This is a genomic window from Fundicoccus sp. Sow4_H7 (genome assembly GCF_052115865.1).
Classification (GTDB): domain Bacteria; phylum Bacillota; class Bacilli; order Lactobacillales; family Aerococcaceae; genus Fundicoccus_A.
Map to the genome: position 1 here is coordinate 13,715 of NZ_JBQKME010000015.1, position 24,090 is coordinate 37,804.

Annotated in this window: 16 protein-coding genes and 5 pseudogenes; 16 read left to right on the forward strand and 5 right to left on the reverse strand. The window is 37.6% G+C overall.

Annotated features, from left to right (window positions below; translation table 11 throughout):
* Positions 1–164: 164 nt before the first annotated feature.
* On the forward strand, positions 165–1,925 hold the full coding sequence (locus ACTQ54_RS11270) for a DNA/RNA helicase domain-containing protein (protein WP_441756950.1): 1,761 nt from the start codon (positions 165–167) through the stop codon (positions 1,923–1,925).
* A complete protein-coding gene (locus ACTQ54_RS11275) occupies positions 1,922–2,245 on the forward strand; it encodes a nucleotide pyrophosphohydrolase (RefSeq protein ID WP_441756952.1) in 324 nt (107 codons plus the stop codon). The genes ACTQ54_RS11270 and ACTQ54_RS11275 overlap by 4 nt, the downstream gene beginning before the upstream one ends.
* Positions 2,246–2,617: 372 nt before the next feature.
* On the opposite strand, the gene ACTQ54_RS11280 is transcribed toward ACTQ54_RS11275, so the two are convergent.
* Complete coding sequence (locus tag ACTQ54_RS11280) at positions 2,618–3,484, reverse strand: AraC family transcriptional regulator (protein ID WP_441756954.1); 867 nt, start codon at positions 3,482–3,484, stop codon at positions 2,618–2,620.
* A gap of 145 nt (positions 3,485–3,629) precedes the next feature.
* Here ACTQ54_RS11280 and ACTQ54_RS11285 point away from each other — a divergent pair, with 145 nt between their 5' ends.
* The 12 genes and pseudogenes from ACTQ54_RS11285 (at position 3,630) to ACTQ54_RS11340 (ending at position 18,752) form a co-directional block, all read left to right on the forward strand.
* Entirely contained in the window at positions 3,630–6,914 is a 3,285-nt protein-coding gene (locus ACTQ54_RS11285) for a DUF5107 domain-containing protein (RefSeq protein WP_441756956.1), read from the forward strand.
* A 622-nt stretch (positions 6,915–7,536) separates the two neighbouring features.
* Positions 7,537–10,263: a glycoside hydrolase family 2 TIM barrel-domain containing protein gene (locus ACTQ54_RS11290; protein WP_441756958.1), complete on the forward strand. Its 2,727-nt coding sequence runs from the start codon at positions 7,537–7,539 to the stop codon at positions 10,261–10,263.
* 190 nt (positions 10,264–10,453) lie between these two features.
* Positions 10,454–10,609 (forward strand): annotated as a pseudogene (locus tag ACTQ54_RS11295) (DNA/RNA helicase domain-containing protein); the annotation flags it as partial.
* Entirely contained in the window at positions 10,606–10,929 is a 324-nt protein-coding gene (locus ACTQ54_RS11300) for a nucleotide pyrophosphohydrolase (protein ID WP_441756952.1), read from the forward strand. The pseudogene ACTQ54_RS11295 and the gene ACTQ54_RS11300, both read left to right, overlap by 4 nt.
* Positions 10,930–11,052: 123 nt before the next feature.
* Positions 11,053–11,244, forward strand: a complete 192-nt coding sequence (locus ACTQ54_RS11305) for a hypothetical protein (RefSeq protein ID WP_441756960.1) — start codon at positions 11,053–11,055, stop codon at positions 11,242–11,244.
* A 296-nt stretch (positions 11,245–11,540) separates the two neighbouring features.
* Positions 11,541–12,506, forward strand: coding sequence for a LacI family DNA-binding transcriptional regulator (locus ACTQ54_RS11310; RefSeq protein ID WP_441756961.1), 966 nt, complete (start codon positions 11,541–11,543; stop codon positions 12,504–12,506).
* 16 nt (positions 12,507–12,522) lie between these two features.
* Complete coding sequence (locus tag ACTQ54_RS11315; protein WP_441756963.1) at positions 12,523–13,602, forward strand: ABC transporter ATP-binding protein; 1,080 nt, start codon at positions 12,523–12,525, stop codon at positions 13,600–13,602.
* A gap of 27 nt (positions 13,603–13,629) precedes the next feature.
* Complete coding sequence (locus tag ACTQ54_RS11320; protein ID WP_441756965.1) at positions 13,630–14,994, forward strand: ABC transporter substrate-binding protein; 1,365 nt, start codon at positions 13,630–13,632, stop codon at positions 14,992–14,994.
* A gap of 21 nt (positions 14,995–15,015) precedes the next feature.
* Complete coding sequence (locus ACTQ54_RS11325; protein ID WP_441756967.1) at positions 15,016–15,912, forward strand: ABC transporter permease subunit; 897 nt, start codon at positions 15,016–15,018, stop codon at positions 15,910–15,912.
* Positions 15,912–16,820, forward strand: coding sequence for a carbohydrate ABC transporter permease (locus ACTQ54_RS11330; protein WP_441756969.1), 909 nt, complete (start codon positions 15,912–15,914; stop codon positions 16,818–16,820). Before ACTQ54_RS11325 ends, ACTQ54_RS11330 begins: the two co-directional genes overlap by 1 nt.
* A 55-nt stretch (positions 16,821–16,875) precedes the next feature.
* A complete protein-coding gene (locus ACTQ54_RS11335) occupies positions 16,876–18,174 on the forward strand; it encodes a CehA/McbA family metallohydrolase (protein ID WP_441756970.1) in 1,299 nt (432 codons plus the stop codon).
* Positions 18,175–18,295: 121 nt separating this feature from the next.
* Positions 18,296–18,752 (forward strand): annotated as a pseudogene (locus tag ACTQ54_RS11340) (HIT family protein).
* Between the two features lie 452 nt (positions 18,753–19,204).
* Here ACTQ54_RS11340 and ACTQ54_RS11345 read toward each other — a convergent pair.
* Together ACTQ54_RS11345 and ACTQ54_RS11350 are read right to left on the reverse strand one after the other, a co-directional pair.
* Positions 19,205–20,122: a nuclease-related domain-containing protein gene (locus ACTQ54_RS11345; protein ID WP_441756972.1), complete on the reverse strand. Its 918-nt coding sequence runs from the start codon at positions 20,120–20,122 to the stop codon at positions 19,205–19,207.
* A gap of 87 nt (positions 20,123–20,209) precedes the next feature.
* Complete coding sequence (locus ACTQ54_RS11350) at positions 20,210–20,461, reverse strand: DUF1294 domain-containing protein (protein WP_441756974.1); 252 nt, start codon at positions 20,459–20,461, stop codon at positions 20,210–20,212.
* An 83-nt stretch (positions 20,462–20,544) separates the two neighbouring features.
* Between ACTQ54_RS11350 and ACTQ54_RS11355 the strand changes: the two genes are divergently transcribed.
* Entirely contained in the window at positions 20,545–20,940 is a 396-nt protein-coding gene (locus ACTQ54_RS11355) for a hypothetical protein (protein WP_441756976.1), read from the forward strand.
* Between the two features lie 231 nt (positions 20,941–21,171).
* On the opposite strand, the pseudogene ACTQ54_RS11360 reads toward ACTQ54_RS11355, so the two are convergent.
* Together ACTQ54_RS11360 and ACTQ54_RS11365 are read right to left on the reverse strand one after the other, a co-directional pair.
* Positions 21,172–21,354, reverse strand: a pseudogene (locus tag ACTQ54_RS11360) (NUDIX domain-containing protein); the annotation flags it as partial.
* Positions 21,355–21,720: 366 nt separating this feature from the next.
* Positions 21,721–22,815, reverse strand: a pseudogene (locus ACTQ54_RS11365) (IS30 family transposase).
* Positions 22,816–22,974: 159 nt separating this feature from the next.
* Here ACTQ54_RS11365 and ACTQ54_RS11370 point away from each other — a divergent pair.
* Positions 22,975–24,086: pseudogene (locus tag ACTQ54_RS11370) on the forward strand (IS3 family transposase).
* Positions 24,087–24,090: the final 4 nt, after the last annotated feature.

Sequence of the window (24,090 nt, forward strand, 5' to 3'; positions counted from 1 at the left end):
TTTAAAGTGAAAGAGACAGCTGTATAAACATGCACTGCTTTTTATTGTGTAGAACTGTTTGTTTATATGATAATATGATATTTATAGATATGAATTATTTTACAGTTGAAATTAAAAAATGATATTTACTCGAATATAAAAAGGTGTAATAGGTGGTAGTTGAATTGAACAGAATAAGAACTCCAATAGTGGAGACCATTTACTTTGATAAAAAAAGTTTAGACCAATTGAGGAAAGACTATCAAAAAAATAAATATAAGAAATTAATATTAGATTATCCGACGGTTTATATTGTGACAGATGAATCGAAGAAAAAATATAATGTCTATGTAGGAGAAACGTCTGATATTTATCATCGAACCATCCAACATATGAACCAAGATCCTTTGAAACGCGAAGATTGGAAAGCATTCACCGAGTCTAAATCTTCTGAAATGTTGGTAATTGGACATGAATTTTTTAATAAATCACTAACATTAGACATTGAAAATCGTTTAATGTTGTATTTGAGTAGTGTGGATAATGTAAATCATTTATATAATCGCAGAAGTAATCAACAAAATGAATATTATACTTCAGAATATTTTGAAGCGATATTTACTAAAGTTTGGAAAGAGTTACATCGAAAGAATTCAAATTTGTTTCCGGTTGAAAAAGTTATTAAGGATTCCGCTGTTTTTAAAGCTTCACCTTTTCATAAATTAACGCAAGAACAAATTGATGCTAAAGAAAAAATTAAAACAAAAATATTTGAAGTGTTAGATATTGGACTAGACGGACAATTAATTTTTGTTACCGGTGCAGCTGGTTCTGGGAAGACAGTATTGTTGAGTAGTTTATTTTATGAGCTCTTTCAAGGTGTGAGTGATGAAGATGGACAAATCCAACTAGAGGATTTAGACAATTATTTACTGGTAAATCATGATCAGCAATTAACTGTTTATCAGCAAATTGCTACGAAACTGAATCTGATTAATAAGCAGAATGAGGATAGAGTTAGTAAACCGACTCGATTCATAAACAATCGAACACCAGAAGATAAAGTAGATGTAATTTTAGTCGATGAAGCCCATTTGTTGTGGACTCAAGGTAAGCAATCTTATAGAGGGAAAAATCAACTGTTAGATTTACTAGAGCGTGCAAAAGTTGTTGTAGCGATATTTGACTTAGATCAGATACTGCAAACCAACCAATATTTGGAAGAATCTACACAACTTGAATTAAAGAATCATATTGCTGCAACGATTGGACTAGAAAACCAAATGCGAATTAATTCGAGCGCTGAAACTGTCCATTGGATTCGAAATATTGTGGATGAGCAAGAGATTGGTATTATTCCTGAAGATAAAAGCTACGATTTAAGAATATTTGATAATCCTAACGATTTAGAAGAAAGTATCCGAAAAAAAGCAATGGATACGAATAGGGGACTTTCGAGAGTAATCGCAACCTTTGATTGGAAATACATTCAAGGTAAGAAGCCAGAAGATGAAGATTATTGGATGGTTAGAGACAAAGAGTGGGAAATGCCATGGAACCTTCAATTAGAAGAATCAGATCAGAATCAAAAGAGAAAGAATAAAAATTTATCATGGGCAGAGCAACCACATACCATTAATGAAGTAGGTTCGACATACACTGTGCAAGGATTTGATTTAAATTATGCTGGTTTAATTATCGGACCATCGGTACAATATCGAAATGGTAAAATAGTTTTTAATCGAGAAGGTAGTAAAAATAGAAATGCTGTTCAAAATAGACGGATGATTGATGGTTCTGTCGAAAATTTAGCAGAAACGCTCTTGAAAAATGAATTAAATGTCCTTCTAACACGAGGAGTTAATGGTTTATATATTTATGCCGTTGATGAGGAATTAAGACGTGCTTTATTAGAAGCAGACCAAAGAAAGCAGGATAATTTATGAACATAATCGATAAAATAAATAAATTCCGTGACGACCGTGATTGGCGCCAATTTCACAATGAAAAAGATTTAGCCTTATCCATTACATTAGAAGCTGCAGAATTACTAGAAATTTTTCAATGGAAAACCGCAGAGGAAGGTATTAAAAATATTGAAGCTATTAAAGACGAACTAGCTGATGTTTTAATTTATTCTCTCATGCTTGCCGACAACTTAAATCTAAATGTAGAAGAACTAATCGATGCGAAAATCGCAAAGAACAATAATAAATATCCAGTTGAAAAAAGTAAAGGGAATAAAGAAAAATATACAGAGTATTAGTTGCTAGTTTGATAGTAGAATAATTCAAATAAAATCTCCATCTCGAGTGTAGTTAAAGAGCCATTATTCCTTCTATCCTGCGTGTCTGTTCTGAAAAAGGTTATTATTTATTATTAACCTAAATTCCCCATCAAACAATACACTACCCTTTTATAAAAGTGAAAAAAGGTTGATTTCATCAAACGTATAACCTTCTCTAGTAAATTTTGTTTCCCAATTGGACATTCAATACGCCTCCTGTTTTTATTTAAAAATCTATATTGTTACTAAACTATCACTTTTCATTTTCTCTTGCAAGGCCATTTACAGTTTTCTAATTTATAAAACGTTTTATTCATAACATAAAATAATTTTTTCACATCACACTAACTATTAGTTGGATATTGAATGTTTGTATGCCTTTGGAGAAAGGCCAGTACGACTCTTAAATAAACGAGAGAAATAATACGCATCCTCGTAACCGACTTTTTTGGCAATTTCATAATTTTTCATATTACTAATTCGTAAATAGCGACACGCTTGCTCAATGCGAAGTGAAATAAGATATTCAATGGGACCTTGATCGTAATATTTATTGAAAATTGAAGAAAGATAGCTACTAGAAATTTCCAAATGATCCGAGATATCCGTTAAAGTAATCGGGCGACTTAAGTTGTTATTCATATAATGGATGGCTTTTGATAATAAGATGTTTTGTTGATTGGTCTCTTGATAATCCTTAAGGAAGCAGATTTCAGACAAAATAAGTTGTAGGAGTTTACTAATATAGATGGTATTTTCTAGGGAGTACTCTTTTTCACAAATACTGAACAGGTTTATAAAATGCTTTTCAACGAGAGAGTAACGCTCTTCAGTAACAATCTCAATCTTATTTCCCATAATAGGATACAGTTTAAAGTCAGGCAAAGAAAAATGTATCCAAAATATCGACCAAGGATTTTCTTCATCTGCAAAGTAGCGATGAGCGGTTTGAGGTGGGATGCAAAGGCAGTCGTGTTTTCTTAAGTCAAAGTGTTTTGAATCAATTTCTACATGTCCTTGACCATCCACACAATATAATAAAATACATTCATCCACACCAGTAAGACGTTCTTTATAATGATACAAAGCATTGGGATAGTATCCCATTTCAGTCGGATAGACATCATTGACTAAAGGATGGTCGCCATCTGTTAAATATTTTTTAATCGGGTATGTGATGTAACGTTCATTAGAAAATCCATCTTCTTTTTTTATCATCTGATTTACTCCTTTAGTTATCATACTATTTTATATATCTTATCAATTTTGTGTAAGATAATCCATCAAAGTATAAGTTCCACTATTTTATTGAAAGGGATTTCACTATATACTTTAATTAACAAAATAAATAAGGAGTGCTTTTATGTCTACAGTTAGAATCTGGGAAGAAACAGTGATTCTTCCAACCTATCCTGTTACTACCCCTGATCATAATCCACGTTTTTATGAAAAACGTGCCTATCAAGGCAGTACCGGCAAAGTTTATCCATTAGCAGTCACAGAAAAAATCTACGATGAAAAAATAGATCAAGAATATACAGCTGTTTTTTTAGAAAATGATTATTTAAAGATCATGATGCTACCAGAGTTGGGTGGTCGTATTCAACGCGCTTATGATAAAACGAATGATTATGATTTTGTCTATTACAATCATGTCATAAAACCTGCACTTGTTGCCTTAACTGGACCATGGATTTCAGGTGGGATTGAATTTAATTGGCCACAACATCATCGTCCATCAACTTATTCACCGACTGAATATAAGTTATTAGAAAACGAAGATGGTAGTAAGTCTTTATGGGTCAGTGAAATTGATAAAATGTATGGAACTAAAGGGATGGCAACATTTACTTTATATCCTGAAAAAGCTTATATTGAAATTAAAGGTCAATTGTATAATCGAACTGATTTACCTCAAACCTTCTTATGGTGGGCCAACCCTGCTGTACCAGTCAATGATTATACGTCATCTGTCTTCCCACCCGATGTCGCAGCTGTAATGGATCATGGAAAACGCGCAGTTTCCACCTTTCCAATTGCGACAGCTGAGTATTATAAAGTGGATTACTCTGCTGGAGTAGATATTTCTAAATATAAAAATATTCCCGTACCAACTTCTTATATGGCAGAAAAATCAGATTACGACTTTATTGGTAGCTATGATGAACAAGTTGGTGCTGGTCTACTCCACGTTGCCGACCACCACATATCACCAGGTAAAAAACAATGGACTTGGGGACATGGCGATTTTGGTCAAGCTTGGGATGCTAATTTAACAGATAGTGACGGTCCATATGTTGAACTGATGACTGGGGTCTTTACTGATAACCAACCAGACTTTACTTGGTTACGTCCATATGAAGAGAAAGTTTTTACACAATATTTTATGCCTTATAAAGGGGTTGGCTATGTTAAAAATGCCACAATAGATGCTGCAGTTAACTTAGAGAAGAATGATGATGAAGTGACTGTCGTTTTATATGTAACTGGAGAAGAAAAAGACTTAACTCTTAAAGTGCTTCTAGATGAAAAAGTCTTGTATGAAAGTAAGCAAGATTTGTCACCAGCCAGCTTTTTCAAAGATACTTTCTCATTGACTGGTAAAGCAACAGAAGATGACTTGTTGACAGTTGTTGTGACAAATAGTGAAGGTAATGTCTTAGTTCAATATGATGAGGTTAAACGTCCAGAGCCAGTTATTCCAGAACCTGCTGAAGCCATTCCAGCACCAGAAGAATTGAAAACAACAGAGGAATTGTTCTTAGCAGCTACTCATTTAGAACAATACCGCCATGCAACCAGTCATCCGGAAGATTATTATCTAGAAGGCTTAAAACGGGATGCCACAGATATTCGTCTAAATACTGGATACGGTACATTATTGTATCGACGGGGACAATTTGCAGAGGCAGAAAAATATTTAACAGCTGCTGTTAATAAGCAAACATGGAAAACACCTAATCCATATTATGGTGAACCTTTATTCCAACTAGGGCTAGCTTTAGAAATTCAAGGTAAAACAGATGAAGCTTTCGATCGTTTTTATAAGGCTACATGGAATGATGATACTCAAGCTTCGGGCTTCTTCAAATTAGCAGCTTTATCTGCACAAAAACAAGATTGGAAAGAAGCTAAACATTTTATTGAACGAGCTTTAATTAAGAATGCCCACAATATGAAAGCACTAATGTTAGAGGTTCTCATTCTAGAGCAGTTAGGACAAGATGTTAATGATAAGGTCCAACAAGCATTAGCCATTGATCCGCTTGATTTGGCACTAAACCGCAAGCAAGCTCAATTACTTGGCAATATGTCAGAATATCAGCGCGTAATGCGTCAAGAATTACAGAACTATTTAGCTTTAGCTCTTGACTATATGCAATATGGTTTCACTGATGAAGCACTTGCAGTCCTAGAAGAGTGTCCGGTTGACTCACCGATGATTGGTTATTACCAAGCAGCTATTTATTTAAAGTTGAATAAGAAAGATAAAGCAATAGCTGCTGTAAAAGTTGCTGAAGCCGCTCCTTCGATCTACTGTTTCCCTAGCCGTGTAGAAGAAGCTGTTATCTTGCGACAAGTGATTCAATTAGTAGAAGATGCAGCTTTTGCAAAATATTATTTGGCTAATTTAGAATATGATAAGAAGCAATACGACACGGCAATTAGACTATGGGAAGAAGCAAGTGAACAATTAACAGAATTTCCAACAGTATTCCGTAACTTATCCTTTGCTTACTACAACAAGCATCAAAATGCTACGAAAGCATTAGATGCCATCAATAAAGCCTTTGAGTTAAATCCAAATGATGCACGGGTATTATTAGAAAAAACACAATTAGAACAAATGCTACAAGTGTCTGTTGCAGATCGCCTTATACCACTGGAAAAAGATTTAAAAGTCACGGCTGATAGAGATGATCTGTTCATTGAATACTTGACCTTGTTGAATTTGACCAATCGTCATGAAGAAGTATTACAGTTAATTTCCAATCGCATTTTCCATCCATGGGAAGGTGGCGAAGGGAAAGTGAGTGCCCAATACCAATATGCATTGACTGAACTCGGTCGTCAATTAATCAAGACAAATACGGCTAAAGCTAAAGAACTGTTAACAGCGGCAACTATTTATCCACGCCATTTGGGCGAAGGGAAGTTACCAAGTAACCATAGTAATATCGCAAACTATTATTTAGGTGAAGTGTTTCTAGCCGAAGGCAAAGAAGACAAAGCAGAGAAACATTTCAATGAAGCAACTTTAGGCATCCAAGAACCAAGTAGTGTCTTGTACTATAACGATGCACCAGCTGATATTATGTTTTACCAAGGTTTAGCTCTAGCAAAATTAGGCAAGAAAAATGAAGCAACAGAAAAATTTGCTAAACTTATTGAATATGGCAAAGCCCATGTCGATGATGAGATTGACTATGATTTCTTTGCGGTATCTGCTCCTGCACATTCTGTCTATGATAATGATATTCAATTAGATAATAAGATTTACTGTATTTATTTAACAGCGCTCGGTCAATTAGGGCAAGAAGATTATGCAGCTGCCTTGCAGAACTTCAATAAAGTGTTGGAATTGAACCCATCCCATCAAGGAGCTATTCAACACATTGCTTTTGCTAAAGAGGAAAGACTTCCTTAAAAATATTTATCGTTAGTTTTAGGCTTTTATATTGATGTGTATAGATGTAAGTAGTAAAACATGCTTCTTTCTGGGAGAACGGTTCGACTGCTATTTTTGCGGTATAAATTATTACTTAGTGCTAGGAAGTACAGTAGAACATAGTCAGTCTGATAAAACGGCAACTCAGTGTTTTCCCTTCCATAAGCTGAATTTGCACTTTAATATAAAAGTGTTTTTCAACTCTCATTTTTCCAAGTACCTTTTTAAGTCTAAAAGGGATTTGAGTTTGTGAAATATAAACTTAATATTTACTTGTAGTCTCGTTTAATAATTGGGTTAAGCATATCGGAAAGGAAAGGACCATTCATGTGCCATGTCTAAGGATGACTACCGTATTAGAAGCTGTGCGAACGAACAGTGAGCTACAGATTCAATAGGTAGACAAATCGGAAAATCCTTTATAAAATACGACAGGATTTTATAAAGATTTGTAGATGTTCCCTTGGCACTTATGAATGGTCCTTTCCTTGAAGATATACGGTTATTTACACTTATGCATCATAATATTAGAGCAACATTTCTGTCAGTATTATTTTTTATATTTATTAAAGACATTTATTAATCATTAGGAGGCATTCATATGTATTATTCTCTTGCAGGGAAATGGAAAGTTGCTTTACCAGATGGCAGCTCCAACGTTGCTGAAATTCCTGGAACACTTGATACTAATGCAATCGGTCATGCTGACCGCCCCGACACTACTTATCATCCTGATAGTGATCTTGGAAATAAAGCAAGTGAAGAAGTTGAAGAAAAGATTGCTACTCGTTTTCGAAGAAAACATACTTTTGAAGGTCCTGCACAATTTGTCTATCGCTGTGACTTTCTTCCAGAAAAAAATAAACGTGTCTTTTTGGAAGTTGAACGTGCTCGTTGCTTAACTCTTTTTGTTGATGGCAAAGAGATACGCCCTTTTGCTCCATCTTCATTAAGCACACCAAATCTTTTTGAAATTACGGGATTATTGACTGGTGATAATGAGCTAGTCTTAGTCTCAGATAATTCATATCCAGGTCTGCCCTATGATGGCATCATTCAATCTTCAGCAGCCACCGATAATACTCAAACGAATTGGAATGGTCTGATTGGGAAGGTTGGAATTGTATGTTTAAACCAAACATTTATTAAAGCTTTACGTGCATACCCTCATCAATCAAAATTAAGCGTTCAATTGGACATTGTCACAACTTCAGATTTTGAAGGTGTACTAAATCTTCATTCGTCAGCTTTAGTATCGGATTTCACTACTAAGGTGAAATTGAAGGCTGGTATTCACACCTTATCATTCTCTGATATCCCATTATCGGATCAAGCCCTTCGTTGGGATGAATATGAAGGTCACCTACATGAACTATCGGCAGACTTAGGTGACATAGCGAATATTTCAATAAACTTTGGAATACGTACCATTGCAAGCGATGATTTTGGACGGTTAACTTTAAATGGTCGAAGAATATTTTTACGAAGTGAAACAAATTGCGCTGTTTTTCCGGAAACTGGTCATCCACCAATGGATGTTAATAGCTGGCTTGATATGTTAACTATTCTCCAAAACTATGGTGTCAATATGGTTCGTTTTCATTCTTGGTGTCCACCAGAAGCTGCTTTTGTTGCTGCTGATCAACTTGGTATTTTAATGCAGCCAGAATTATCTTATTGGGATCCTCAAAATGCATTTTCTAGTAAGGAAAGTAAACAATATTATCGACAAGAACTTGAACAAATCCTTAACCACTATGCCAACCATCCTTCATTTGTTATGCTAACTTTTGGAAATGAACTCTTTTCTGATCATAATGGTCACGAGGAAATGACTAATCTATTAAACCATGCACGTCAGATTGATTCGACACGCCTGTTTGCTAATGGTTCCAATGTTCATTACGGTCGTGAAGGTAGTGACACTGCCAGTGATTTTTATACATCTGGAAACTTCTATCATCATAAACTTCGTGGCGCTTTTGCAGGAAATAAAAATGAAAATCAAGAGCCTGGTCGTGTGGGAGGTTATATTAATCAACAATATCCGAATACCTTAACAGATTATACAACTACTATGGATGCTCTGCTTAAAGAGTATCAAAAGCCCGTATTTAGTTTCGAAGTTGGGCAATTTGAAGTATTGCCTGATTTTGATGAAATTCAAGACTTCCATGGTGTCACTATCCCTGAAAATTACCAATTAATTCAGGAGAAAGTACAAAAGAAAGGCTTAATGCCTACTTGGAAACAGCGTGTAGCTGCTACAGGTGAATTATCGCTACTCGCATATCGCGAGGAAGTAGAAGCTGTTTTACGGACAGAATCAATGTCTGGTATATCTCTTTTAAGTTTACAGGACTTTCCTGGTCAAGGTACTGCTCTTGTTGGCATGTTAAATGCCCATCTTGAAGCTAAACCATTTGAGTTTGCTTTAGCTGAGCGTTTCCAATCATTTTTCAAAGATCAATTACCATTAGTATTACTTCCAAAATATACCTATACAAGCAATGAAGAATTAATCGCTGAAGTTAAGATTGCTAACTATGGGAAAAATGACTTGGTGGGGATTCTAACATTTGAACTTAGGAATGGAAAAGAAATTGTTGGCAAAGGAAGTATTGGGTCGACAGAAAAAATAACATGCCCTAAAGGTACACTATCCAACATTTCTACGCTTAAAATAAAATTAGCAGATTATACAGTAGCTACTCGCTTAGATTTACGGATTATGTTGGATAATAGTGAAACAACTTATCCAATTTGGGTGTATCCAGAAGTTGTGACTGATCTTCCTGATAATATCTATGAAGCGCGCAGTTTAGATGCTCAGGCAGTCGAAGTATTAAATAATGGTGGTACTGTTTATTTTGCCCCAGATGCCACTAAAGAAGCAATGCCATCATCAGTCGTCACACAATTCACAACTGATTTCTGGTCTGTCGGTACTTTCCCTAGCCAAAGTGGAACAATGGGTCAATTGATTGATGCTGATCATCCTTTATTTGACCGTTTTCCTACTGAAACACATTCAAATTGGCAGTGGTGGGCAATGGCATCACAACGTGCATTTAAACTTCCTGATAATTATCCTGCTATTATTACTGAGATGGATAGTTATGCCTATTTACGTCCGTTAGCTAAACTCATCGAATTTCGTTGTGGAGAAGGTCGAATTCTATTGTCATCAATGGGTTTGCATAATTTACAAAAATATCCTGAAGCAGCTTATTTACAAGCAGAGATTTATCGCTATTTGTCATCAGAAAACTTCAATCCTCAAGCTGAAATAGATCTAAAGACCTTAGCTCAAATCTGTGGAAAATAACAAATTATCCTGCAAAGAAATTCAGCGACTTAGCCAGGGCATTGAGATGATCGGCGCAGCTTACAATGACTTAGCGAGCAAAGCGAGTTTAGACATTGTCTAGCCGATAAAGTCCGGAATCACGACCAAAGGGAGAGATGAAGCACGGTCTACCCTAGCTAAAGGAGCGAATTTCTTTGCAGGAAAAATTGATGGTTCTGTCGAAAATTTAGCAGAAACGCTCTTGAAAAATGAATTAAATGTCCTTCTAACACGAGGAGTTAATGGTTTATATATTTATGCCGTTGATGAGGAATTAAGACGTGCTTTATTAGAAGCAGACCAAAGAAAGCAGGATAATTTATGAACATAATCGATAAAATAAATAAATTCCGTGACGACCGTGATTGGCGCCAATTTCACAATGAAAAAGATTTAGCCTTATCCATTACATTAGAAGCTGCAGAATTACTAGAAATTTTTCAATGGAAAACCGCAGAGGAAGGTATTAAAAATATTGAAGCTATTAAAGACGAACTAGCTGATGTTTTAATTTATTCTCTCATGCTTGCCGACAACTTAAATCTAAATGTAGAAGAACTAATCGATGCGAAAATCGCAAAGAACAATAATAAATATCCAGTTGAAAAAAGTAAAGGGAATAAAGAAAAATATACAGAGTATTAGTTGCTAGTTTGATAGTAGAATAATTCAAATAAAATCTCCATCTCGAGTGTAGTTAAAGAGCCATTATTCCTTCTATCCTGCAGTAATTACAAGCTATAATGAATTTATTAAAGGAGGGATAATATGTCGGTAAATAAAGCACATAAACTAGCTGATGAGTTTTTCCTTATCAGAATAGATAATGGAGCCACTGCAATGATTCCTAAAGTCGATGATTTTTTTGTAGACGCAACTGAAGGAGAATACTATCTGCCTGATTTAGATGCTGGCTACGTCTCTTCTGAAGTTGAATGGGTTGAAGTTAAAGAAAATTAGTAAAATAAATAAAGTACTCACAAACAGCCCCAGACTGTCAATGATCTCGTCAGCTCCCCAGCTTACGACACTCCCGATCATTGACAGTCTGTTTTTTTACATCTAACTGAACACATTTTAGATGCTAACAAAGATATCCCCTCTCTACGAAGAAAACCCCAACTTTTACAATCCCCCTCCCACCATTTACCAAATCTTTACATTCAAAATCATCAATTTAACATAAATCTTACGTTATATTTACAATCGTTTGCTAACATAAGCCTTGTGAGAAAAGCGGTTTTCTGAGGTGAAAAATGACGACGATTAATGATGTGGCTAAGCTAGCAGGTGTCTCAAAAAGCACGGTATCACATGTATTTAATAACACAAAGTTTACTAGCGATGAGATAAAAGAGCGTGTTCTAGCTGCAGCTAAAGAATTGAATTATAAAAGTAACTATTATGCAAAAACATTAGCAACTAACCAATCGCGAGTGATCGGCATCCAAATTGATTCGCCAACCGGATCGATGGATACATTTCAAAAGAAGGTCATCAATAGTATCCTGCGTGTCTGTTCTGAAAAAGGTTATTATTTATTATTAATGCCAATTGCATCGGAAATGAACGACTACTTTCCAATCGATGGTTTAATCTTAATGAATCCTAAAATTAATGACACAAAATCAATCAGAGCACCCCATATTTGGCTGGGACGCCCATCCAAAAACATGATTGAAACAGCCTATTATGTTGATAACGATAATCGAAATATGATGCAAAAACTGACTTCCATGCTATTGGATAAAGTCAAATCAGGTATTTCATTTATTAACACAGCAGCCGATATGACAGCTGCAAATGACCGTCAAATGGGTTTTCAAGCTGCCCTACAAGATGTAGCAAACATTACTGTGAACCATGTCAACTACGATCGAACCATCAATCGAGCAGCCTTTGCCTATGACGTTTTGAAAACTCAAATGCAGACGCAAACCATTGATACGATCATTGTTGACGACGATGTCATGGCTCAAGGCGTATATAAATATGCCCTTGAAAACCAAATAAATATCCCTAGTGACCTAGCTGTTATCGCAATATCCGAAAGCTTAGAATCGAGTGAGTACTTCACACCGTCTTTATCTTGCGTTGACCTTAATGAAGCAACACTAGGAGAGGCAATTGCAACAAATCTCATTAAATTGATACAGGATCAAGCCATAGCTAATAAAGAATTAATCACAACCAATATAAAAATTAAAGATTCATTACGTTAATGATGGGAGAGAGAAAATGACTTATTTGGAGTTTAAAGGCGTTTCTAAAATTTTCTATGACAACCAAGACAATGAAAACTATGCGGTTAATGCTGCCAATTTATCGGTTGATAAAGGTGAATTAGTAGTTTTTGTAGGTCCTTCTGGCTGTGGTAAGTCGACTTTATTACGTATGATCGCAGGTTTGGAGGAAATTGATGAAGGTGAGATTGTTTTAGACGGCAAAGTTATCAATGAAGTAGAAGTGAGTAAACGTGAGATTGCGATGGTTTTCCAAGATTACGCTTTATACCCACACATGTCGGTAGCAGAGAACCTTAGTTTTGGTTTAGAAAACACCAAACTAAAACAAGCTGTCATCAATGAAAAAATTGAATATTCCTTAGATGTTTTAGAGTTAGGTAACTTAAAAGGGCGACTCCCTAAACAACTGTCCGGTGGACAAAGACAACGTGTGGCATTAGGAAGAGCCTTAGTTAAAAATCCAAAGGTATTTTTATTGGATGAGCCATTGTCTAACTTAGATGCGCGCTTACGTGTTCAAACCCGTAAATTAATATCAGATTTACATAAGCGTCTTGATGCCACCATGATCTATGTTACTCATGATCAAATTGAAGCCATGACTTTAGGTGACAAAATTGTGGTGATGAACCAAGGTGTTATACAACAAGTGGGGACGCCTGAAGAAATTTATCAAGACCCAAGCAACACTTTTGTAGCAAATTTCATCGGAACACCTTCAATGAACTTGTTACGTTGTCAATTAAACAGTGATGCTACTGTTCAAATTGACGATGCTATCATCCAAATACCTGAAACTTTAGCAACTAAAGCTAAAGACTTCTTAGGAAAGGAGGTGATAGTTGGCATCCGCCCCGAAGATATCCTATTGGTTGAACAAGAAAATGGCTTAGAGCCAGAACTCATTGAGTACTTGGGCTCAGAAAACATTATTTATTTTAATACGCCACAAGGAGAATTAGTTGTCAAAAGTAATGTATCCAATCGATTAGATCGTGAAAAAAGTTATCGACTACAATTCAATTCTGAAAAGCTTTATTTATTTATTTCAGAAAATGGTATTAGAATTTAAAAAACAACATATTAAGGAGATTTTAAAATGAAATTATTGAAACAATCTGCGGTTGCCCTATCACTTCTAGCTGTTTTATCTGCTCCAATGCAAGTATTGGCTCAAGAAGATAATACAGTTGATATTTTAACAAACGTAACAGGTGGTAAAGACGAAGCGGACATGGAAGCTTTCGTTGCTGAACTTGAAGCCTTAACGGGTCTTACGATTAACATGGAAAAACCTGCCAATGATTATGGAACAGTATTATTACAAAAATTAGCCAATGGTGGCGAAGGCTTAGACTTAATTTACTTCGGTCAAGATTCAATGGCTGATTTAGTGGAACAAGAAGGGATCATGGATATTACTGAATATATCCAAGGTTCAGAAATTTTATCTGACACAAGTATCATTGCAGCAGAAGAGTGGGAAAATATCACTTTAGATGGCAAAATCTATGCTGGATTTAACAAAAAAGAAGTACACCGTTTACCCAATATTAACCAAGCCATTATGACGGAATATGGTGTTGAAGACTTACAGGAAGAAACTTTAGAAGGTTATTATAATTTATTTACTGATATGAAAGAAAAAGTAGATATTGAAGGTTTCTACCCAATCAATATCGTATTAAGTACATTAAATGATGTACAACCTTGGTTTGCTAGTCAAGGCTTGAAAACAGGGATTGTTGTAGACGAAAACGGCAATCGGACTGTACCAATCGTTTCAGATGAGTCTGCTCCAGTTTGGGAATGGCTACGTACTTTATATGAAGAAGAATTATTAGACCCGGCTAGTTTAACCGATACAACGGCCGAATTAAGAAATAAATTCCAATCAAGCCAAACTGGTTTAGTCGTTGACTGGGCTGCATGGACAGGTTTATACAATGCTAACGCTGCTGCTGATTATCCAGATAATTTTGAAGCTATACCTTATGGTGGTACAACAAATCCTGATGGCGATTATATGTTACACCGTGGAGCTGCTTCATTATGGGGTGTGCCAACTACATCGGATAATGTTGAAGGTGCAATCAAAGTTCTAGAAGCATTCGCTACTCAAGAAGGTGGTATCTTGTTATCGCTGGGTGCAGAAGGCTATGACTATAACTTAGAAGATGGCGAATATGTGCTAACGGAACAAGGTGAATTACACGCTAAAGACCACGGTGCGCCATTCCCCATTTCAGAACAATTCGAAGCGCCACTTCCATTTAACCCAGGTGTAGACGAAGCCATGGAATTCTTACAATTTGCTTCAACAGAAGAGTACTTGCCAGAATCAGCAGAATATATGGAGATCGTTGGTCAAGGTGCATTAAACATCGTATCGGGTGAAATCACGGTTGAAGAAGGATTAGCTCAAATGCAACAAGCTTTAAAAGATGCAGGTATCATTGACTAATAAATCATAAGAAGGTGTGAAATGAAAAAGAAGAAAAATACGTGGAAAAGGATAAAAAAATATCGCTTTATCTACCTCATGCTTTTACCCATTCTATTATATTTTGTCGTCTTTTCCTATTCACCGCTTATTATGGGAATTATCCAAAGTTTTAATGAAGTAAAACTTTCTGGTCGATCTGTTTTTGTTGGTCGTGAAAACTATCAAGAAGTACTAGGTGATGCAAAGTTCCGTCAATCAATTTGGAATGCGTTATGGATAGGGTTAGGTAAATGGATATTGATTTTCCTAGGAGGCGTCATTGTTGCCATTGGGATCAATGAATTGAATACGAAATGGCAAAAGACACTTGTTCAAACCTCGACTTATATTCCCTATTTGCTGTCATGGACCATCGTAGGTGGTATTTGGGTCTTTATTTTAAGTCCGAATGGTTTATTAAATGGGATTTTAAATATGTTAGGACAAAGTTCTCCTACCTTGTTTATGACCAAGCAAAGTTACGGCAGATGGATTATGATCCTAACCGGTGTTTGGAAAGATTTAGGTTACTATGCCGTCCTCTTTTTAACCAGTATTGTAGCGATTAATCCCAATATTTTTGAAGCAGCCCAAATTGATGGAGCTTCGCGTTTTAAGCAAATTCGGCGTCTTGTCTTGCCTGAAATGGTGCCAACGATGAAGACGGTATTGGTTTTGAGTATTATGGGCTTATTTACAAACTTTGACCAAATATTTGTCATGGGGAACCCTGCGATTATCGAAAAGACACGGTCGCCTATATTGTATATTTACGAAAATGGTATTGAAGCATTTAATGTCGGCATTGCGACAGCGGCTTCGGTGATCGTTTTAGTCTTGACCATGGTCGTGACGTTAGGATTGAGATATTTACTTGAAAGGAAGGATGAAGTTTAATGAAAATGCCTGCTGTATTGAGCCCGTCGCGGATTTCTAAACGTTCGCCCAAGCGGAATCGGAATCAATTGACTCCTTCAATCAAGCTATTAAATATCGTCATGTTGATTTTGTTGACTGTTTCGATGATTGTGCCATTTCTGAATGTGCTATCCATTGCCTTTTCGAGTCGGCAAGCGTCGATGTCGCCGGGGATTTCGATTTACCCTAAGGAATTCTCAACCGAAGGTTTTTCTTATATTTGGCAACGAGCAAAATTATGGCAACCCTTCTTAAACTCATTATTTGTTTCTGTTGTCGGTGCCGGTCTGCAAACTTTTCTGTCAGCCATTACCGCCTATATTTTAATGAAAAAAGACTTGCCATTTAGACGCTTTATCATCAGCTTTATTATGATTACCATGATGATTCCCGGTGAATTAACGCTAGTTTCAATTTATACTTTAAATCGAAATCTCGGTTTGTTGAATACTTATTCCGGTCTCATTATCAATGGTCTGGTTTCAGGTTTAAGTATTATTTTACTCAATAATTACTTTGAATCAGTGCCGAAAAGCTTGTCTGAAGCGGCTATGATTGATAATACCGGTGAATTCAAGATATTTACACGAATTTACTTGCCTCTGTCGAAGCCTGGAATTGCAACGGTGAGTTTTATCGCCTTTGTTGGTAAGTGGAACAGCTTGATGATTCCGGTGACGATTATTACTGATCAAAATAAATACACCCTACCCATGGTGCTTCGCAACCTAGTGTTCAATAGTAGCTCGGTGTCCGGAAGTGAATTTGTTCCTCCCAATGCCATTATGGCAGCGATTGTCATTTCAACGATACCGCTACTGATTGCCTATGTTTTCGCCCAACGCTACCTCGTCAGCGGAACCATTATTGGGTCAGTGAAAGGTTAAATAAATATCGCCACACTCTTTGTTGAGTGTGGTGTTTGCTTACAAGGAGGAAAAAATGGAAAATATTGTATTTAAAATTGCAAAAGACCAGGAAGGCTTGTATCTTCCTTTGGAATTTCAAGTGGAAGATATAGAGTTGTTGGAAATTTGGTATGAGTATGATCGCCGGGTTGAAACGGTGGTGGATGATACGGTTTATGAGAGTGAAAATGCCATAATTGATTTTTCAATTATTGGACCCAATGGGCAATTTCTTGGCTCGTCGGGCTCAAATCGCCAGTATTTATTTTTCTCTGAAAGAAAGAGTTCGGTCGGTTTTGACAAATTGCAGACCATGAAAGGAACATGGACGATTTTGGTCGGTGCCTATAAAATTCCTGAAGCAGGCATCGAAGTCGAATATTCTTTTAAAACCCACCCCAAAAAATATCGCTGGTACAAAGGGGATTTGCACATGCACACCACGGCTTCTGACGGGCAATTGCGGACGACGACCTTAGTAGAAGTGGCTAAAGATATGGGCTTAGATTTTATTGTGATGACGGATCATAATAATTACCATCCTGAAGCCGGCTATTTGAGCGATGCTGACTTGACGGTGATTCCGGGGGTGGAGTGGACGCAGTATAATGGCCACGGCAACTTTATAAATCTTGACCGTCCTTTGGCTCCATCTTTTGCGACTGAAACAGATGATGCACTGCATGCCATGATTCAAAAAGGAAAGGATGCTGGGGCATTGTTTGTGGTTAATCATCCGTTCTGTACGAATGTGCCTTGGAACTGGACGTTGGATGTTGATTTCGATACGATTGAAATCTGGAATGGTGGGTCCGATCCTAGAGCCAATGCTCGCGCCATTGAGTGGTGGCATCAAGAGTTAGTCAAAGGGCGGCGCATTCCAGCGGTTGGTGGTAGTGATTTCCACCGCTTTGACCAACTGCATTCTTTGGGGTCACCAACAACCCATATTTTTTCTCGGTCAAATAGCCGTACCGATGTGCTCGCTGCTTTGAAAGCTAGCGCAGCCTACATAACTAATAATGTCAACGGGATTGAGTTGGAGATGGTAAGTAGTGACGGGGTTAACCTTGGTGGTGTGACTTCTTCTGAAGAAACCGTGTCGGTTATTTTGCGCCATTTGAAGAAAGGTAACCGTGTTAAGGTAATTGATGATGTTGAGACACAGGTTTTTGATATGGCAGAAGATACTAAGGAATGGGGCTTGAAAGAAGTGATGAAGGATCGTAAGTTCCTTCGCCTAGAAGTCTGGGACGTCGGAAGTTTGTTTACCATCCAAGGATTGGAAGGGAATTTGTTACTGGTATCGAACCCGATTTATGTGAGAAGATAGCTGGACGGTTGATGCAGTGGACTTAGCTGAGGTGCTATGGCTTCTGCTTTTTGGTTAGTGTGATATTTATTAAAAGTTGAATCTTTTGTTATAATGGAGCAAATGTAGAGGAGTGGCTGTGATGAAATGGTATGGAAATCGAATTGCTTCAGCTATTAATGGGACGAATCCCATGATGATTAAGGAGTTGAAGGGTGGTTATGTAGCTTTTGGTGATGTGCAATTTTTGCCTGGCTACTGTGTGCTGTTGCCAAAAAGAGAAGTGAACGCGCTCAATGATTAATCTTTCGACGAGCGGCAGCGATATTTATTGGATATGTCTGTTGTAGGCGACGCCCTGATTGCTGTCTGCCAGCCCTTGCGCGTTAATTATGATATTTTGGGCAATACCGACAACTTTCACCATGCGCATATTTTTCCTAGATATGACTGAAAAGAGGAAGGCATCGGAAAATGCCGGTTTGGAATATGATCCATCGAATTGGACCAATGAAGCAACCGCCTATGCCCCAGAAAAGCACGATGCCTTGCGAAATGGTATTGCTAAGTATTTGGAGGAGAATTATGATTTTGATTGAGAGTAATAATTAAATGAAATTCACGATTGTAATTATTTTACTGGCCATAAATTAACTGGAGTTGGCCGTACTTCTGTTTCACTGGCCACAAAACCTCAAAAGTTAGCCGGCATATCCCAATCCGAATGTGCCTGCGCGCGCCCCACGGTGGCATACCCCAATCCGAATGTGCCTGCGCGCGCTCCTCGGTGGCATACCCCAATCCGAATGTGCCTGCGCGCGCTCCTCGGTGGCATACCCCAATCCGTATGTGCCTGCACGCGCCTGTCGGTGGCATACCCCAATCCGAATGTGCCTGCGCGCGCCCCTCGGTGGCACATCCCAAGTCGTATGTGCCTGCGCGCGTGCCTCGGTGGCATATCCCAAGCCATATGTGCCTGCATATCTTACCTCACCACTTAAAAACCAAAACATATGACTAATCGAAGCAAAATTAACCATAATAGATTAGCTTAAATCTTTATTTCATAAAAACTTTTATTGCTTTTTCTAATAAGATTAAATTTTAGACCTAGGTACTTCTGTATTGTCCTCCGAGCAATCTTCCCTCCGCATAACTCATACACATTCGCTGTCGTCACCATCTTAGGATGATAGTAAAACAAATATCGAATTTCAACCGCAAGCCGACACACGACACGACCTACAGTGTCCTTCGCCTCGCAATCTAAACAGCGAATCCACCGCTTACCAACATCGCCCACATTCCACCCACCACACCCCGCACACCATACCCCTTTCTTCAACTTTTCAAACTGGTCTGGCTCCAGCGCCACATCCGGCAACCGCGGCGCACAGCGATAAAATTCCAGCTGACTTGAAATCTTATTTTCCAGCCACGGCCGCATCGGTTCCACGTACTCCAAGCCTTCCAGGAATCGCTTCAGCTGGTTCCGCTGCACCACCTTAGCCTTCGGCATACAGTCCAGCATCAACTGGCAATGCTCCCCAATAAATATCATTGCTGAATCCACTACTATATCACGATGAACCTCACTAACAAGCCGACGAACCCGCTGTGTTTTCATATCTAATGTTGCAAAAATATCACTATCAAAAGCTTGCCCATTCAAGGAGCACACACTATTTTCATACTTAAATAATCCGTGATAATTCTTCACGTCGACCACAATCCAACGCAGATCTCCAATTAAAATATCATCAATCTGCATCTGGCTTCCCATATCAAACCAGTAATCTCTCACCAATTTCCATTGACCAGAATGGTAGCGATCGAACCATTGAACAAACTCCATTTCCCCTGCATAGCCACTATCAAGATTATTCAGTTTGCGTACCAGCTCCCTATCAAGCAACATGCCTCGAGCACTCATATACTTAAAAATTTTATGTTGACTTGTTTTTTCCAATGAATCACCTCCTATACATAAATACGTAAAAAAACGCCGATTCCATTATTTTATCTTTGGAATCGACGAATCTTAACAAAAATTTAATTATCTAAAAAACCAAATAACTATCAATATCTGCACCACCATCACTACCGGCACTCCCACCGTGAACAATTTTTGCTGCGTTTTATGGCGAAAGAGATACATGCCCAGCAAAGCACCTAGCGAACCACCGACAACGGCCAACGCCATTAGCCGTGCATTGGGCACGCGCCAGCCAGCTCGCCGCGCACGATTTTTATCAAAGCAGAAAAAGGCAAAAGCAGTGATATTTATTAGGAAGAGGTAATGGATCATGAATGGACCTCCAAACGAAAAGTTTATATAAAATTAATACTTCTTTGTTATAATAGCGGAAACGCGCTCAGAAAGGAATGCCCATGTTAAACAAAATAAACCGATTGATGGCCGGCCGCTACGGCATCGATCAACTTTACACCGCTCTCGCCGTCGTCTTTGTCCTATTGCAATTTATTCAATTATTTTTACAAACACCTCTAATAAATATCGCCTCCATCGCCTTACTCGCTTGGATGACTTACAGGATATTTTCAAAAAATATCACTGGCAGACAACAGGAAAATCAAAAATATTTGATGATAAAAAATAAATTTTTAAAGCAACTGTGGGTTAGAAAAGCCCGCGATATTCGTAGCCACCGCTACCGCGAATGCCCTGAATGTCACAAAACCTTGAGACTGCCAAGAAAAACAGGAACACACACGGTAGTTTGCCCGACCTGTAAGGAAAGATTTGAAGTGACGATTAGGATATGATTAGTAAGAACACGTTTAGTGAGACTAGACGTGTTTATTATTATATTAGTATTGAAACTCAAAAGGATACTTCTCGAAATCCTGCTGGCTATATTCAATAATCCTTTGCTTTTGAATCAAGGCTAACATTTCCTCAACCGACACCCAACGTTAAGCATCGATTTCCGCTTTGTTAAATACAATGGAATCGTGCGGCACATCTACCTTTGCATACAAATTGTAAATAATTATCTAAAATTTCTGATCTACAACTGAATCTATCAAATAAATATCATCGATGGTTAAGTTCAATTCTTCCGCCAATTCTCGTTGAGATCTCGTTAAATAATCCTCAGCTGTTTGCACACGCCCACTAATGGTTGCTTCCCATTTGCTAGGAAAAAGACTTTTGTGACTACTACGTTGTATGAGTAAAACAGCTCTATCCCGATGCTAAATGAATAAAGTAATGGCTAAATGAAATAAGCCATCGGGCATCATTTCGGTGTCTTGATGTTTTTCAGAAAATAATTGACATTTTTCATTAAACAAATCCCAATATTCCATGCATTAGCTTCCTTTATTCTATTTTACCAAAAGTTTTGAATCGTTTTAGAAAATGATTTATGGAAATTTCAAGTTGAAGTTAGCCACTTATCGTAAACAATGTGTTACGTACTAACTTACTGTATTGGTCTATCTAGTCAGTGCTTGATAATGAGCTGGGGCATGATAGGGTCATTCCAAGGCTGGCCTCAGCCAGCTTCCCAGACTTTCAGTCATGCCGAAGGAGGTTCGTTGTCAAGCACTGACGAAACCTTCCTCTTGTCTTGCTTTTTTGAAGGCTTTAGTAATGACTTCATGAGGTGTTTGATAACCTAATATTTTCCTAGGATAATCATTCATCCATTGTTGAATTCTCAAACAATCCCTTTGAGTTAAGTCACTCATAGAGTTACCTTTTGGAATGAAACGACGAATGAATTTATGTTGATTCTCACTCGTTCCTCTCTCCCAAGAGGCATAGGGATGCGTAAAGTAGACATCTAATGCCTCAGATAACCCTTCGTGGAGTCCTGAAAATTCTGAACCGTTATCTGATGTGATACTCTTAAAGATAGACTCAAACTGATCACCTGCTCGTTCTTTCAAATTCGTCACTGCTTTATCGACTGATTCAGCATCTTTTCCGTCAATTTTTAGAATGACTTCAAAGCGTGTTTGTCTTTCAACGAGCGTGAGTAATACCGGTTCGGATTTTGTCTTATTCCCTATAACGGTGTCGATTTCCCAATGACCAAATGTTTCTCGAATATCAATTGATTGAGGGCGTTCTTCAATGGAAGTTCCAAGCACTCGCTTATTACGATGAACTTTTTGACTAGGGTTCTTTATCTTACGAGAAAGTTTCTCTAATAAGTCGATATTTTTAGTCCGCATAATACCACTATCAATCCAGTGGTATAAAGTAGTGGTACAAGGAATTAGTTCGTTTGCGAATAAGTTATAACGATTCGCAAAACCCACAACCGTATCGGGAGATCATCCATCTTCTAACATCTTTTGATCAGCCCAATCAATAAAGTCAGTGGAATCAACCCATTTAGGACGTCTACCTGAATTTTTACGTAAGTCTTCATAGCGTGATTGAGCAAGGTTTGGGTCGTAAACTTGGTAGGTGTAAGTATAAACTTTACCCCCTTGTTTTTGACGACGGATTTGACGAATTGTCCCACGATTTATTTCATTGTTGATTGTTTGTGGGGCACGTTCAATGGATTGAGCAATGTGACGATTTGAATAGTTTTCATGTACCAAAATTGAAATTTGACACCGTTCTTCATAGGTGAGATGTTTGCCTTTATGTGATGATGTGCTAATATTAGTATACGTCATGTGATTTCATCCTTATCTATTGAGTGTGTGGTAACTTCAATAATAACATGAAATTCACATGGCGTTTTTTTATTTAGTGAATAGGCTACACTAAGTTAGACAGTAAAATTAAGGTCTAGTAGAATGAAACAAAAGAACCTGAAACGGAGAGAATCTACCATGACCGAAAAAAGAGTACGCAGAACGTTCACTCCAGAATTTAAAAGACAAGTAGTGCGCCTTTATGAAAGCGTAAAACCACGTGCAGACATTATACGTGAATATGATCTTACAGCCTCTGCATTTGATAAATGGGTGAAACAAAGCTAAGCATCTGGCTCTTTCAAAGAAAAAGATAATCGCACCCCGGAAGAAGAGGAATTAATCAAGCTTCGCAAAGAAAATCAACGTCTAATGATGGAGAATGATATTTTAAAGCAAGCCGCGCTGAACATGGGACGAAAGTAGATGTAATCCGTAACAACGCTCACAAATACTCGGTATCAGCAATGTGCGAAGTCCTTGGAATCGCTAGAAGTACCTACTATTATGAATCCAAAAAAGAATCAGAGAACGACACTTTAAATAAAGAGATTATCAAGGTCTTTAAAGAAAGCCGCGATAATTATGGCACGAGAAAAATTAAAATTGAACTTGAAAAGAAAGGGCTAACGGTTTCCAGACGCCGCATCGGCCGAATCATGAAAGAAGAAGGACTCGTATCAAGTTACACAGTTGCTCAGTTCAAGCCATTTAAGTCCAAAGTAAAAGAAGAGCCAGTAAAAAACATTCTTAATAGAGTTTTTAATCACCAGGCAGAATTAGCTGTGGTCGTTAGCGATTTAACTTATGTACGTGTGAATGGAAAATGGAATTACGTGTGTTTATTTGTCGACCTTTTTAATCGCGAAATTATTGGTCACAGCGCTGGAGCGAACAAGACAGCAAAGCTGGTATACAAAGCATTATCAAGCATTTCAAGACCATTACATCTGATAGAAACGTTTCACACAGATCGCGGAAGCGAATTTAAAAATCAATTGATTGATGATGCATTAGAAACGTTCGGCATTCAACGCTCGTTGAGTATAAAAGGATGCCCTTACGACAATGCAGTGGCCGAAGCGATGTTCAAGGTCGTGAAAACTGAATTCACAAACGGTGCATGTTTTAGCAGTCTTGATCAGCTAGAACGTGAATTAAATGATTATGTAAATTGGTTTAACAATATTAGAATCCACGGGAGGCTTGGTTATAAAAGCCCTGTGGAATACCGATTACAGACCTTATAATATT

Bases quoted from the DNA above. Each gene is read 5' to 3' on its own strand.
- ACTQ54_RS11350 (WP_441756974.1), bottom strand. From the start codon at position 20,461: ATGATCCATTACCTCTTCCTAATAAATATCACTGCTTTTGCCTTTTTC.
- ACTQ54_RS11325 (WP_441756967.1), top strand. From the start codon at position 15,016: ATGAAAAAGAAGAAAAATACGTGGAAAAGGATAAAAAAATATCGCTTT.
- ACTQ54_RS11315 (WP_441756963.1), top strand. From the start codon at position 12,523: ATGACTTATTTGGAGTTTAAAGGCGTTTCTAAAATTTTCTATGACAAC.
- ACTQ54_RS11335 (WP_441756970.1), top strand. From the start codon at position 16,876: ATGGAAAATATTGTATTTAAAATTGCAAAAGACCAGGAAGGCTTGTAT.
- ACTQ54_RS11330 (WP_441756969.1), top strand. From the start codon at position 15,912: ATGAAAATGCCTGCTGTATTGAGCCCGTCGCGGATTTCTAAACGTTCG.
- ACTQ54_RS11310 (WP_441756961.1), top strand. From the start codon at position 11,541: ATGACGACGATTAATGATGTGGCTAAGCTAGCAGGTGTCTCAAAAAGC.
- ACTQ54_RS11285 (WP_441756956.1), top strand. From the start codon at position 3,630: ATGTCTACAGTTAGAATCTGGGAAGAAACAGTGATTCTTCCAACCTAT.
- ACTQ54_RS11305 (WP_441756960.1), top strand. From the start codon at position 11,053: ATGTCGGTAAATAAAGCACATAAACTAGCTGATGAGTTTTTCCTTATC.
- ACTQ54_RS11320 (WP_441756965.1), top strand. From the start codon at position 13,630: ATGAAATTATTGAAACAATCTGCGGTTGCCCTATCACTTCTAGCTGTT.
- ACTQ54_RS11355 (WP_441756976.1), top strand. From the start codon at position 20,545: ATGTTAAACAAAATAAACCGATTGATGGCCGGCCGCTACGGCATCGAT.
- ACTQ54_RS11290 (WP_441756958.1), top strand. From the start codon at position 7,537: ATGTATTATTCTCTTGCAGGGAAATGGAAAGTTGCTTTACCAGATGGC.
- ACTQ54_RS11275 (WP_441756952.1), top strand. From the start codon at position 1,922: ATGAACATAATCGATAAAATAAATAAATTCCGTGACGACCGTGATTGG.
- ACTQ54_RS11300 (WP_441756952.1), top strand. From the start codon at position 10,606: ATGAACATAATCGATAAAATAAATAAATTCCGTGACGACCGTGATTGG.
- ACTQ54_RS11280 (WP_441756954.1), bottom strand. From the start codon at position 3,484: ATGATAAAAAAAGAAGATGGATTTTCTAATGAACGTTACATCACATAC.